The organism is Allokutzneria albata (assembly GCF_900103775.1).
Classification (GTDB): domain Bacteria; phylum Actinomycetota; class Actinomycetes; order Mycobacteriales; family Pseudonocardiaceae; genus Allokutzneria; species Allokutzneria albata.
Genome location: NZ_LT629701.1, coordinates 7,022,907 through 7,035,676 on the forward strand (window position 1 = coordinate 7,022,907; position 12,770 = coordinate 7,035,676).

General features: G+C 70.6%; 13 protein-coding genes. 6 read left to right on the top strand and 7 right to left on the bottom strand.

The annotated features are described in order from the left end of the window. Positions 1 to 25: 25 nt before the first annotated feature. The 4 genes from BLT28_RS32170 to BLT28_RS32185 all read right to left on the bottom strand — a co-directional run bounded on the left by BLT28_RS32170 (position 26) and on the right by BLT28_RS32185 (position 4,342). Positions 26 to 895, bottom strand: a complete 870-nt coding sequence (locus BLT28_RS32170; RefSeq protein ID WP_030426916.1) for an aldehyde dehydrogenase family protein — start codon at positions 893 to 895, stop codon at positions 26 to 28. Beyond that, complete coding sequence (locus tag BLT28_RS32175) at positions 888 to 2,324, bottom strand: aldehyde dehydrogenase family protein (RefSeq protein WP_030426915.1); 1,437 nt, start codon at positions 2,322 to 2,324, stop codon at positions 888 to 890. Before BLT28_RS32175 ends, BLT28_RS32170 begins: the two co-directional genes overlap by 8 nt. Before the next feature lies 1 nt (position 2,325). Beyond that, a complete protein-coding gene (gene deoC / locus BLT28_RS32180; RefSeq protein ID WP_081899955.1) occupies positions 2,326 to 3,342 on the bottom strand; it encodes a deoxyribose-phosphate aldolase in 1,017 nt (338 codons plus the stop codon). A 337-nt stretch (positions 3,343 to 3,679) separates the two neighbouring features. Then, complete coding sequence (locus BLT28_RS32185) at positions 3,680 to 4,342, bottom strand: maleylpyruvate isomerase family mycothiol-dependent enzyme (RefSeq protein ID WP_052406779.1); 663 nt, start codon at positions 4,340 to 4,342, stop codon at positions 3,680 to 3,682. A 32-nt stretch (positions 4,343 to 4,374) separates the two neighbouring features. Here BLT28_RS32185 and upp point away from each other — a divergent pair, with 32 nt between their 5' ends. Together upp and BLT28_RS32195 are read left to right on the top strand one after the other, a co-directional pair. Next, positions 4,375 to 4,998, top strand: coding sequence for a uracil phosphoribosyltransferase (gene upp / locus BLT28_RS32190; RefSeq protein ID WP_030426912.1), 624 nt, complete (start codon positions 4,375 to 4,377; stop codon positions 4,996 to 4,998). Positions 4,999 to 5,225: 227 nt separating this feature from the next. Further along, positions 5,226 to 7,205 (top strand): glycosyl hydrolase family 18 protein, encoded by a 1,980-nt coding sequence (locus tag BLT28_RS32195; RefSeq protein ID WP_030426911.1) that lies wholly within the window; start codon positions 5,226 to 5,228, stop codon positions 7,203 to 7,205. Positions 7,206 to 7,292: 87 nt separating this feature from the next. Here BLT28_RS32195 and BLT28_RS32200 read toward each other — a convergent pair whose 3' ends face one another. Next, positions 7,293 to 7,892 carry a TetR/AcrR family transcriptional regulator gene (locus tag BLT28_RS32200; protein ID WP_030426910.1) on the bottom strand — a complete coding sequence of 200 codons (600 nt, stop codon included), beginning with the start codon at positions 7,890 to 7,892 and terminating at the stop codon, positions 7,293 to 7,295. Positions 7,893 to 7,981: 89 nt separating this feature from the next. Here BLT28_RS32200 and BLT28_RS32205 point away from each other — a divergent pair, with 89 nt between their 5' ends. The 4 genes from BLT28_RS32205 (at position 7,982) to BLT28_RS32220 (ending at position 10,235) form a co-directional block, all read left to right on the top strand. Beyond that, a complete protein-coding gene (locus tag BLT28_RS32205; protein ID WP_030426909.1) occupies positions 7,982 to 8,188 on the top strand; it encodes a ribbon-helix-helix protein, CopG family in 207 nt (68 codons plus the stop codon). A 213-nt stretch (positions 8,189 to 8,401) separates the two neighbouring features. Next, the gene (locus BLT28_RS32210; protein WP_030426908.1) at positions 8,402 to 8,782 is read left to right on the top strand and encodes a type II toxin-antitoxin system death-on-curing family toxin; all 381 of its coding nucleotides are present in this window, start codon (positions 8,402 to 8,404) and stop codon (positions 8,780 to 8,782) included. Between the two features lie 62 nt (positions 8,783 to 8,844). Then, the gene (locus tag BLT28_RS32215) at positions 8,845 to 9,246 is read left to right on the top strand and encodes a MerR family transcriptional regulator (RefSeq protein WP_030426907.1); all 402 of its coding nucleotides are present in this window, start codon (positions 8,845 to 8,847) and stop codon (positions 9,244 to 9,246) included. Further along, positions 9,243 to 10,235, top strand: coding sequence for an aldo/keto reductase (locus tag BLT28_RS32220; protein WP_030426906.1), 993 nt, complete (start codon positions 9,243 to 9,245; stop codon positions 10,233 to 10,235). The genes BLT28_RS32215 and BLT28_RS32220 overlap by 4 nt, the downstream gene beginning before the upstream one ends. 43 nt (positions 10,236 to 10,278) lie before the next feature. Here BLT28_RS32220 and BLT28_RS32225 read toward each other — a convergent pair whose 3' ends face one another. Next, positions 10,279 to 11,937, bottom strand: coding sequence for a phospho-sugar mutase (locus BLT28_RS32225; protein ID WP_030426905.1), 1,659 nt, complete (start codon positions 11,935 to 11,937; stop codon positions 10,279 to 10,281). Continuing rightward, the gene (locus BLT28_RS32230; RefSeq protein ID WP_030426904.1) at positions 11,934 to 12,686 is read right to left on the bottom strand and encodes a purine-nucleoside phosphorylase; all 753 of its coding nucleotides are present in this window, start codon (positions 12,684 to 12,686) and stop codon (positions 11,934 to 11,936) included. The genes BLT28_RS32225 and BLT28_RS32230 overlap by 4 nt, the downstream gene beginning before the upstream one ends. Between the last annotated feature and the right edge of the window lie 84 nt (positions 12,687 to 12,770).

Here is a 12,770-nt window from a genome sequence, read left to right on the forward strand (position 1 = left end):
GGCACATCGTGGCCGAGGCGACGGATCAGACTCCCATCGGGTGCCAGACCGTCTTGTGCTCCAGGTACGCGCGCAGCCTGGTGATGTCGGGCCGCCGCGTCCAGTCCGGCTCCTTGGCCGACGCGCGCAGCACCCGCTTGACCGTGCCCGCGGCGGTGCGCTCCAGCTCGGCGCGGATCACCTCGGGCGCGCCGCACAGGTCGAGCGCGTTGACGTCGGCGTGCGAGGCCAGCCACGGGCCCAGCTCCGCGGCGTTGCCGGTCAGCAGGTTCACCACGCCGCCGGGCAGGTCCGAGGTCGCCATGACCTCCGACAGCGTGACGGCGGGCAGCGGGCGGTGGTGGCTGGACACCACGACGCAGGTGTTGCCGGTGGCGATCACCGGCGCGACCACGCTCACCAGGCCGAGCAGCGAGGACGTCTGCGGCGCGAGCACGCCGACGACGCCGGTGGGCTCGGGCACCGAGAAGGAGAAGTACGGCCCGGCGACGGGGTTGGACGCGCCGAGCACCGAGGCGACCTTGTCGGTCCACCCCGCGTACCAGACCCACCGGTCCACTGCCGCGTCCACAATGGACTCGGCCTTCTTCGCGTTCACGTTCTCCGCGGCGCAGACCTCCGCGATGAACTGCTCCCGCCTGCCCTCCAGCATCTCCGCGACCCGGTAGAGCACCTGGCCGCGGTTGTACGCGGTCGCGCCGGACCAGCCGGGGAACGCCTTGCGGGCCGCGGCGACCGCGTCCCTGACGTCCTTGCGCGACGCGTGCGCGGCGTTGGCCAGGAAGGTGCCCTTGGCGTCGTTGACCGGGTAGACCCGCCCGGACTCCGAGCGCGGGAACTTCCCGCCCACGTACAGCTTGTAGGTCTTGGTCACGCCGATACGCCCGTCAGACATCGAGATACGCCTCCAGTCCCGCGCGGCCGCCCTCGCGACCGAAACCGGACTCCTGGTAGCCGCCGAACGGGGCGGTGGGGTCGAACCGGTTGAAGGTGTTCGCCCACACCACACCGGCCCGCAGCTTCTGGGACATCCACAGGATCCGCGACCCCTTCTCGGTCCAGATCCCCGCGGACAGGCCGTACGGGGTGTTGTTCGCCTTGGCGACCGCCTCGTCCGGGGTGCGGAAGGTCAGCACCGACAGCACCGGGCCGAAGATCTCCTCGCGGGCGATCCGCATGGCCTGGTGCACGTTGGAGAACACGGTGGGGGCGAAGAAGAAACCCTTGTCCGGCAACGGGCACGAGCTGGACCAGCGGTCGGCGCCCTCGGCCTCGCCGGACTCGGTCAGCTCGCGGATCCTGGCGAGCTGCTCCTTGGAGTTGATCGCGCCGATGTCGGTGTTCTTGTCCAGCGCGTCGCCGATGCGCAGCGTGGAGACGCGGTAGCGCAGCTTCTCCATCACTTCGTCCACAATGGACTCCTGGACCAGCAGCCGGGAACCGGCGCAGCAGACGTGGCCCTGGTTGAAGAAGATGCCGTTGACGATGCCCTCGACGGCCTGGTCCACCGGGGCGTCGTCGAAGACGATGTTCGCGGCCTTGCCGCCCAGCTCCAGGGTGAGCTTCTTGCCCGTCCCGGCCAGCGAACGCTGGATCAGCTTGCCCACCTCGGTGGAGCCGGTGAAGGCGATCTTGTTGATGCCCGCGTGGTTGACGATCTCCGCGCCGACGTCACCGGCGCCGGGCAGGATGTTCACCACGCCCGCGGGCAGTCCGGCCTGCTGGCAGATCTCGGCGAAGACCAGCGCGGTGAGCGGGGTGGTCTCGGCCGGCTTGAGCACCACGGTGTTGCCGCACGCCAGCGCGGGCGCGATCTTCCACGCCAGCATCAGCAGCGGGAAGTTCCACGGGATGACCTGACCGGCCACGCCGAGCGGCTTCGGGTCGGGCCCGTAGCCCGCGAAGTCGAGCTTGTCCGCCCAGCCCGCGTGGTAGAAGAAGTGCGCGGCCGCGGTCGGCACGTCGACGTCGCGCGACTCCTTGATCGGCTTGCCGTTGTCCAGGCTCTCCAGCACCGCGAGCTCGCGGCCGCGCTCCTGGATCAGCCGCGCGATGCGGAACAGGTACTTGGCCCGCTCGCTGCCGGGCATCCGGCCCCACACCTTGTCGTAGGCGCGGCGCGCGGCCTTGACGGCGCGGTCCACGTCCGCGCTGGAGGCCGTGCTGACCTCGGCCAGCACCTCCTCGGTCGACGGGTTGACCGTCTTCAGCGGCTCGCCCTCGCCCTCGACGAACTGGCCGTCGACGAACATCCGGTAGTTCGGCTTGAGGTTGGCGATATCCCGCGACTCCGGTGCCGGGGAGTACTCCCAGAGCTGTGTCATCTCAGTCCACCGTCACATAGTCCGGGCCGCTGTAGTGGCCCTCAAGCTGGGTCCGCCGCTGCATCAGCAGGTCGTTGAGCAGGCTGGACGCGCCGAAGCGGAACAGCTTCGGGTCGAGCCACTCCTCGCCCGCCACCTCGTGCACGGCGACGAGGTAGCGCATGGCGTCCTTGGTGGCGCGGATGCCGCCCGCGGGCTTGACCCCGCGCAGCTGCCCGGTCTGCGTCCGCCAGTCGCGGACGGCCTGCAGCATCAGGTGCGTCACCGGGAGCGTCGCCGCGGGGGAGACCTTGCCGGTCGAGGTCTTGATGAAGTCACCGCCCGCGAGCAGCGCCAGCCAGGACGCGCGGCGCACGTTGTCGTAGGTCGACAGCTCGCCGGTCTCCAGGATGACCTTGAGGTGCGCGTCCCCGCACGCCTGCTTGACGGCGACGATCTCCTCGTAGACCTGGCCGTAGCGGCCGGAGAGGAACGCGCCCCGGTCGATCACCATGTCGATCTCGGTCGCGCCCGCGTCCACCGCGATCCTGGTGTCCTCCAGCTTGATCGCCAGGGAGGAGCGGCCGGAGGGGAACGCGGTCGCCACGCTGGCCACGCCGATGTCGGCGCCCTTCAGCTCGCGCACCGCCGTCTCCACCATGTCCGGGTAGACGCAGATGGCGGCGACCTGCGGCACGTCGGGGCGCTCGGGGTCGGGGCGGCGCGCCTTGGCGCACAGCGAGCTGACCTTGCCCGTGGTGTCCGCGCCTTCCAGGGTGGTCAGGTCGACCATCCTGATGGCGGTGTCGATCGCCCAGAGCTTGGACGCCTTCTTGATGCTGCGCGTGGCGAGCGTCGCGGCGCGTTGCTCCAGTCCGACCTGGTCGACGCCGGGCAGTCCGTGCAGGAACCGACGCAGCGCGGCGTCGTCCCTGGTGGCGTCTGCCAGCTCTGGGGGAAGTCCCGGGATGTGCGGCGACTGGCGGGTCGCGGGGGTGTCCGCGGACTCGGCAGCCGTCGGCGGTGACGGTGCGGCCATGGCCAGGAGTCTAGGGCCAGGTCACCGCGCGTCCAGCCGGTCGAGCTGGACCTGTGGACAGCTCATCGGCGCAGCTCAGCGCCCGCGTGCCGGGGAGGCGCCGGTCAGCGGGGGTGCGCGGTGATGGCACTGGTCACATCCGGGTGAGCGGGATGAGAGCGCGGCCACCGCAGGTCGCGGGCTCGCCAATAGGCCATTCGGTGATTCCTTTTCTTAAGTGTTCATCAAGTCGTTGGTGGCTCACGTCGCCGCCGGTTACTGTGGAGTAGCCGGTGTGCTCAGGCAGGCCGGGCTAGACCCGAGGGTCCACCGGACGCGCCACCGGTGGACCCTCGATTTAGTTCTCCACCAACGCATCCGCGCGCGCCGGGAAGACCGGGATGGCGTGCAGGTGCTCCGGCTCCGGGGCGCGGTCCCAGGTCCACGCGCGCATCTGCTCGGGACTGCGGCGGCCGAAGAACCCGCGCCACAGTTCGAACGGCTCCGCCTCCACCGTCGCGGCGGGCTCGCCCTCGCCGATGCGCCACTCCGAACCGCCCGCGCGCACGACCAGCGCCCAGGGCTGCTCGTGGTAGCCGCCGACGACGCTGCCGATGTGCTCCAGCATCGGCCGCCACGCCGTGTCCGGCAGCCGCTCCAGTCCGAGCGCCGTGCGCAGGTCCGCCTCGTGCTGGGTGATGTCGTGCACCAGTTGGAGCTGGGCGTTCTCCGAGCGCAGGTGCTTGTCCAGCCGCGCGCCGAAGCCCTCCCACTCCGCGAGGTTGTCCGCGACCGGCCTGCCCACCCGCTCATCGACGTGCCGCTCCGTCCACTTCCTGCCCGGCGCCCCGTCGAGCCGCCCGGTCGCGGCGTCGTGGGCGACTCCGGCCAGGTGCGCCAGCAGCGCCCGGACGGTCCATTCCGGACAGGCGGCAACCGGGCGCTCCAGCTGCTCGTCGTCCAGCGTGCGCGCGATCCCGATGATCCGGTGCCGCGCCTCGCGGTAGATCACGTCGTACATCGGTACCCCTTCTCCGGCTAACGTCTGTGGTCATGGACGTGCTCGTCGTCGAACACCCGCTGGCCAAGGCCCGGCTCACCACCATGCGTGACGCCCGCACCGACAGCGCGGCCTTCCGCGCCGCCCTGCACGAGCTGACCGTCATGCTGATCTACGAGGCCATGCGGGAGGCGCCCCTCGCGGAGGAGCGCATCCACACCCCGGTGGCCAGGACGACGGGTTTCCGGCTGGCGAACCCGCCGCTGCTGGTCCCGGTGCTGCGCGCGGGCCTCGGCATGGCCGACCAGGCGCACAAGCTGATCCCGGACGCGCAGATGGGTTTCGTGGGCCTGGCCCGCGACGAGGAGACCCTGCAGCCGACGCCGTACATGGTCTCCCTGCCGGAGGACCTGGCGGGCCGTCCGGTGCTGGTGCTCGACCCGATGCTCGCCACCGGTGGCTCGATGGTGCACACGATCACGCTGCTCACCGATCGCGGCGCCACCGACGTCACCGCGGTGTGCACGCTGGCCGCGCCGGAAGGGCTGCGCACCCTGGAGGCGGCGAACCTGCCGGTGCGCGTGGTCACGGCGAGCGTGGACGAGCGGCTGAACGACTCCGGCTTCATCGTTCCCGGGCTCGGCGACGCGGGGGACCGCCAGTACGGCGCGGTCTGATCCCGCCCCGCGGTCGGTCCCGGTCATCGTCCGCCCCCCGGATACTTTAAAAACATATAGCGAGGTCGATCTTGGCGTGCGCGTCCCCTCCGGTCAAGGCTGGGCCGTTCGAGTGAGGTCAGTGGTCTAGACCTTGACGGCGCTGTGGTCTGGACCACATCGTCTGCTGTACACATCCGCGAACAACGATTCCGCTCCGCCGCCCTGCACCTTTGGAGCGATCGATCATGTACCGCAAGCGATGGCAGCCTGCGCTCGCGCTCTGCGCGAGCCTCACCGTCGTGCTCGGGCTCGCGACCACCCCTGCGCACGCCGCGACGACCCCTACGGCGACGTTCACCAAGAGCTCCAGCTGGGACGGTGGTTTCACCGGCCTGGTCACGATCACCAACGGCGGCGCGACCGCGCTGAACGGGTGGAAGGTCGAGTTCGACCTGCCGGCCGGAACGAGCGTCGGCGCGTACTGGGACTCCCTGCTCACCCGCACCGGCGACCGCTACTCCTTCACCAACCGCGACTACAACGGCGCCGTCGGCGTCGGAGCCTCGGTTTCCTTCGGGTTCAACGGGATCGGCAACGGCAGCCCGCTGAACTGCCGCCTCGGCGGCCAACCCTGCGAAGGCGGCGCGCCGGACACCGAGGCGCCCAGCGTGCCGTCCGGCCTCACCGTCTCCGGTACGAGCGCCAACACGATCTCGTTGCGGTGGAACGCTTCCACGGACAACGTGGGAGTGACGGGCTACGAGGTCTTCCGTGGCGGGACCTCGGTGGGAAGCACCCCCGACACCACCTTCACCGCGAGCGGACTGACCCCCGAGACCGACTACACGTTCACCGTCCGCGCCAAGGACGGAGCCGGAAACGCCTCTGCGCAAAGCACTTCCGTGTCGGGGCGGACCGGGAAGCCCGGAACCGAACCGCCCGGCGGGCGCGTCCGGGTCGGCTACTTCCCGCAGTGGGGCATCTACGAGCGGAAGTTCTTCATCAAGAACCTCGACACCTCGGGGGCCGCGGCGAAGCTCACCCACCTGAACTACTCCTTCGCCAACATCCACCCGACGGAGCTGACGTGCTTCGCGGTCACCAAACCGACCAGCTCCAACCCGGCCGACCCCGACCAGGGAACCGGCGCGGGTGACTCCACGGCCGACTACGTCTGGCCCTTCGACGCCGCGCAGAGCGTGGACGGCGCCGGGGACGGCGGCTGGGCCGGGGCGGGACCGCTGAAGGGCAACTTCAACCAGCTGCGCAAGCTCAAGGCCAAGCACCCCCACCTGAAGGTGCTGCTGTCCCTCGGCGGCTGGACGTACTCGAAGTTCTTCTCCGACGCGGCCAGGACCGACGCCTCGCGCAAGAAGCTCGTCTCCTCCTGCATCGACATGTACATCAAGGGGAACCTGCCCAGGCACTACGACATGGGCGGACCGGGCAGCGGCGCGAACATCTTCGACGGTTTCGACCTCGACTGGGAGTGGCCGGGCGCGGACGGCCACCCGGGCAACCACTTCGGTCCCGAGGACAAGGTCAACAACTCGCTGCTGATCGAGGAGTTCCGCCGTCAGCTCGACGCGCTCGGCGCCTCGGCCGGCAAGAAGTACCTGCTGACCGCCTTCACCCCGGCCGCGCCCGCGCTGGCCTCGGCGGGCTGGGAGATGGCCAGAGTGGCCAACAGCCTGGACCTGTTCAACTTCCAGGGCTACGACTTCCACGGGGCGGGCAGCGACAACTCGTGGGAGCCCAACCGCACGGGCCACCACGCGAACCTGCACACCGACGTCGACGACCCGTACACCACCAAGTTCAGCGTCGACGTGGCGTTGAAGATCTACACCGACGCCGGTGTCGACCCGAAGAAGCTCGTGCTGGGCGTGCCGTTCTACGGCCGCGGCTGGCAGCAGGTGACCGACGGCGGCAAGAAGGGGGAGTGGCAGGCCGCCAACGGCGCCGCTCCCGGCGACTTCCCCGTCGAAGCGGGGACGCGCGCCTACAAGAACCTGAAGGCGCAGTTCCCGACCGTCCACCACGACGAGCAGGCCGTGGCCGCCTACGCGTTCGCCAACGGTCAGTGGTGGTCGTTCGACGACGCGTGGGTGATCGGCAAGAAGATGGAGTACGTCAAGGCGAAAGGGCTTGGCGGAGCCATGATCTGGTCACTGGACGGCGACGACGGAACGCTGATGACCGCACTCGACAACGGACTCCGGTGAGGGTGCGCAAGGACGGGCTGTCCTGAGTCGGACAGTCCTGGTGGGGCTCGGGGAACCGTTGGCGGCGGGGTATCCCGGGCCCCACCGCTATTCCGGCGCGGTGCACCAGCCGCGCGCCTGCGCCCGGAGCACGGTCTCGAAGTTGGCCGTGACGTCGATCCCCGGCGGCAGGTGGCCCCGCACTTCCAGGGAGACCAAGCCGTGCACCAGTCCCCACGATCCGACCGCGATCTCCTCGGCCCGGTAGCCGGCGAAGTGACCGGAGGCGATGCCCGCGGCCACCATGTCCATCAGCGGTCGCAGGGTGGCGACGGCCTGCCGGATGGCTTCCTGGTCCGGTTCGAACCCGGGCACGACGGTGGAGAACATGATCGCGTACAGGTGCGGATCGGCCCGCGCGCTCTCCCGGTAGGCGAGGCCGAGCCGGACCAGGTCCTCGACCGGGTTCCCCGAGTTCTCCACGGTGGACAGCCGCTCGCCGAACCGGCGGAACGCCTCCAGGTACAGCTCCCGCAGCAGGGCCGGCTTGCCGCCGAAGAGCGAGTACACCGCGGTGGTGGAGGTCCCCGCGTCGGCGGCGAGCTTGCGCAGGCTCAGCCCGTCCGGACCGTCCGTGGACAGCGTTTCCGCGGCGCGGTCGAGCAGGCGGGCGCGCAGCGCCTCGTCGTGAACCTTGGGTCGTGGCACCCGGCCAGGATAACGGAACACTGTTTTAAAACGTCGGCGCCGCACGTGACCCTGGTGATCTGTGATACCACGGCGGTACCATCCCGCGCATGGCTATGACGCTGCGGTTGACCGAGGACGAGAATCGGCAACTCGACGAGCTCGCCGCCGCCGAGGGCCGGTCCAAGCAGGACATCGTGCGCCTCGCGCTCGCCGACCGGTGGTCGCGGCTGCACAAGGAGCGTCAGCTGACCGAGGTGCTGGCGCGGGTGATGCCCCGGTACGGCACCCTGCTCGACCGTCTCGGCCCCACCTGAACCAGCGATCAGCACACCTGGCGAACAGGCCAATTTACGTTGCCGCGCCTGAGAAAACGCGCGGATTCCCGTGAGATTCAAGTCCTCTATGCACGGCAGCCCGAATGGCCGATCGGGCGTCCACTGTCAGTGACCCCCGATATCGTCAGACAGCGCGGTGACCGTGGTTCGCACCGGTGCCGCCAGCTACGTCGACCCCGGGAAAAAGGCCGAGTGATCTCCTACCTGGACGCCAGCGACCTGCTGGTGCTGGCAACCGCCGTGACCGGCGGTGACCTTGTCGTGCGCGACGTCGGCCTGCTCGACGCCGCCGCGCACCGTCCCCGCGCCGCGGTGCTCGGGGTCGAGGCGTACGGAACGCTCTGGCTCAAGGCCGCGGCGATGCTGGACTCCATCGTCTGCACCCGTCCGCTCGTCGAGGGCAACTGGCGGCTGGCCTGGGTGGCCGCGGTGACCCTCTGCGACATCAACGGCTGGTGGATCGACGCCGACGAGGACGACGCCCTCGAGGTCGTCCGCGAGGTCGGGCGGGGCGAACTGGACGTGGCCGACGTCGCGGTCCGGTTCGAGAAGTGGGCAACCGCCAAGCGCTAGCGGGCTGATTTCCGCAGGGTGAGCTTGACCTGGAGCGCACTCCAACTTCTACCGTCGTCCCCGTGAGCTACTCGATCGCCGAAGCCGCCGAACACACTGGGCTGTCCATGGACACCCTCCGGTACTACGAACGCATCGGGCTGATCGACCCACCGGCCCGCGACTCGGGCGGCAGGCGCAGCTACTCCGAGGACGACCTCGGCTGGCTGGGGTTCCTGTCCTGCCTGCGGATGACCGGGATGCCGATCCGCCTGATGTGCGAGTACGCCAGGCTGCGGCACTTCGGCGCGGCCAGCGCGGGCTCGCGCAAGCAGATCCTGCTGGAACAGCGTGCCGCCGTGCGCGAGCGCATCGCGGAGCTGCAGATGTGCCTGAGCACACTGGACTACAAGATCGACAACTATGAGATGGTCGAGCGGCGGGTCGCCGAGCTGACCCCGCTCGCCCAGGAGGCGACAGCATGAGCAAGCTGCCCACCCGCCGACTCGGCATGCTCGAGGTCTCAGCGCAGGGCCTCGGGTGCATGGGGATGAGCGAGTTCTACGGCGAGACGGACGACCAGGAGTCGATCGCCACGATCCACCGGGCCATCGAGCTCGGGGTGCGGTTCCTGGACACCGCCGACATCTACGGCCCGCACCGCAACGAGGAGCTGGTCGGCCGCGCCATCGCCGACCGCCGCGACCAGGTCGTGCTGGCCACCAAGTTCGGCATCGTGCGCACCGCCGACCCGCACACGCGCGGTGTCCGAGGTGATGCCGCCTACGTGCGGCAGGCGGCGGAGGCGTCGCTGAAGCGGCTCGGCCTCGACCACATCGACCTGTACTACCAGCACCGGGTCGACCCGAAGACGCCCATCGAGGAGACCGTCGGCGCCATGGCGGAACTGGTCGCCGAGGGCAAGGTCCGCTACCTCGGCCTCTCCGAGGCGAGCGCGGCCACCATCCGCCGCGCGCACGCGGTGCACCCGATCACCGCGGTGCAGACCGAGTGGTCGCTGTGGACGCGCGAGATCGAGGACGAGGTCGTGCCCACCTGCCGCGAGCTGGGGATCGGCATCGTGCCGTACTCCCCGCTCGGCCGCGGCTTCCTCACCGGCCGCTTCACCAAGCCGAGCGACTTCGACCGCGAGGACTTCCGCGTCGTCGGCCAGCCGCGGTTCAGCGAGGAGAACCTGGCGAAGAACATCGCCATCGTCGAGGCGGTGCGGGAGCTCGCGGACGCCCGCGGCGTCACCCCCGGGCAGCTCGCGCTGGCGTGGGTGCAGAACCAGGGCGAGGACGTGGTGCCGATCCCGGGCACCAAGCGCCGCAAGTACCTTGAGGAGAACGTCGCGGCCGTGGAGATCGAGTTGAGCCAGGACGAGCTCGCCCGGATCGCCTCCGCCGTCCCGGCCGACCAGGTCGCGGGCACGCGCTACGGCGAGCAGATGATGGGCCTGCTCAACGGTTGAACCACCGAGGTCGCGCAGGTACGGGGACCTGCGCGACCTCGCATCAGCCGAGCAGTGCGGAGATCTCCTCGCGCAGCGCCGAAAGCCTTTCCCGGCCGCGCTTGCGCGCATCGTCGAGTTCCGCCGCGCCGGCCACCGGCTCGACGATCTCCAAGTACGCCTTGACCTTCGGCTCGGTGCCGGAGGGCCTGACCAGGACGCGCAGCCCGGGGCCGCGCATCGTCAGCACGTCCGCCTTCGGGCGCAGATCCGAGACCGTGACGGCCGTCCCGGCCAGCTCGGCCGGTGGCTCGGCACGCAGGCGAGCCATGGTCCGGCCGATCACCCCGAGGTCCTGCACCCGCAGTGACACCTGGTCGGTCAGGTGCAGGCCGTGCGCGACGGCGAGGTCGTCCAACGCGTCGAGCAGCGACCGCCCGGACACCTTCAGCGACGCCGCCAGGTCGCACGCGAGCACGGCGGCGCTGATGCCGTCCTTGTCCCGCACCACATCCGGGTCGACGCAGTGGCCGATCGCCTCTTCGTAGGCGTAGACCAGCCCGGTGCCGTTCCCGTCACCGGCGCGCACCAGCCACTTGAAGCCGGTCAGCGTCTCGTCGTAGCGGGCGTTGTGCTTCGCCGCCACCGAGCGCAGCAGCTCCGAGGAGACGATCGTGGCCGCCACCAACGGGTCCGGGTGCACAGACCTGTCCAAAGTAGACAGAACGCGCTCGCCGAGCAGCGCCCCGGTCTCGTCGCCGCGCAGCATCCGCCAGGAACCGTCGCGCTCCCGCACGCCGAGCGCGCACCGGTCCGCGTCCGGGTCGAGCGCCACGGCCACGTCAGCGTCCACAGTGGACGCTAGCTGCAGCAGCAGATCGGCGGCGCCCGGTTCCTCCGGGTTCGGGAAGCTCACGGTGGGGAAGTCCGGATCAGGCTGTTCTTGTTCCGCGACCAGGTGCACGTCGGTGAAACCCGCGCTCGCCAACACTTCCCGCAGGGTCGCCGCACCGACGCCGTGCAGCGTGGTCGCCGCGATCCGCAACGCCCGCTCCGGGCTCCTGGGCAGGCTCGCCGCTCGGTCCACATAGGACTGAACAAGGTCCTCGCCGAGCGTCGTCCAGCCTTCCGCGGTGGGAACGACGACGGCCGCGCCGACCTTGGCGATGGCGGCCTCGATCTCGCGGTCGGCGGGCGGCACGATCTGCGAACCCGCGTCGAGGTAGACCTTGTACCCGTTGTCGGCAGGGGGGTTGTGCGACGCGGTGACCTGGACACCGGCCACCGCGTTCAGCTTCCGCACGGCGAAGGCCAGCACCGGGGTGGGCAGCGGGCGGGGCAGGACGCGCACGTCGAACCCGGCCGCGGTGAGCACCCCGGCGACATCGCGGTGGAACTGCTCCGATCCGTGCCGCGCGTCGCGTCCGACGACGACAACGCCACGGGACTTCCCCGATGCGGCGAGCCAGTCGCCGAGCCCGGCCGTGGTGCGCACCACGACGGCGCGGTTCATGCCGTTCGGCCCCGGGCGCACCGGTCCGCGCAGCCCGGCGGTGCCGAAGCTCAGCGGCGCGCGCATCCGGTCCGCCAGCTCGTCGATCGCCTCCTGTTCGCCGACCATGGCCTTGCCGAGCAGCCGCTGCATCTCCTCGCGGTCGGCCGGGTCGAGGTCGTCGGCGATCCAACGGAACGCGCGGTCGCGCAGCTCGGGGGACAGGCTCACGCCCGGCTCACCAGCTCGCGCAGCAGCGTGCCCATCCGGCTCGCGGCGTCCCGACCGGCCTCCAGCACCTCTTCGTGGTTCAGCGGCTCCCCGGTGATGCCCGCCGCCAGGTTCGTGACCAGGGACAGGCCGAAGACCTCCGCGCCCGCGGCGCGCGCGGCGATGGCCTCCAGCACGGTGGACATGCCGACCAGGTCGGCGCCCAGCGTGCGCAGCATGCGGATCTCGGCCGGGGTCTCGAAGTGCGGTCCGGGCAGGCCGGCGTAGACGCCTTCCTCCAGCGTCGCGTCGATCTCCCTGGCCACCCCGCGCAGCCGGCTGGAGTAGAGGTCGGTCAGGTCCACGAACCGGGCGCCGACCAGCGGGGACGCCGCGGTCAGGTTCAGGTGGTCGCTGATCAGCACGGGCTGGCCGACCTGCATGCCCTGGCGCAGGCCGCCCGCGGCGTTGGTCAGCACGACGGTGGTGCAGCCCGCCGCGGTCGCGGTGCGCACCCCGTGCACGGTCTGCGGGATGCCCTTGCCCTCGTAGTAGTGCGTGCGGCCGAGCATCACCAGCACGCGCTTCTCGCCGATCCGCACGGACCGGACGGTGCCGCCGTGCCCCGCGACGCTGGGCGCCGCGAAACCGGGCAGCTCGCCCATGGGGATCTCGGAGACGAGGTCGCCGATCATGTCGGCGGCCGGTCGCCAGCCGGAACCGAGGATGACGGCGATGTCGTGCCGGTCGGTCCCGGTGCGCTGGGCCAGCGCCGCTGCGGCCGCGGTGGCGGCGGCTTCCGGGTCGACGGCCGGGTTGAGGGCGTCCGCGTCGCTGGTGGCGGCGGTCGCGCG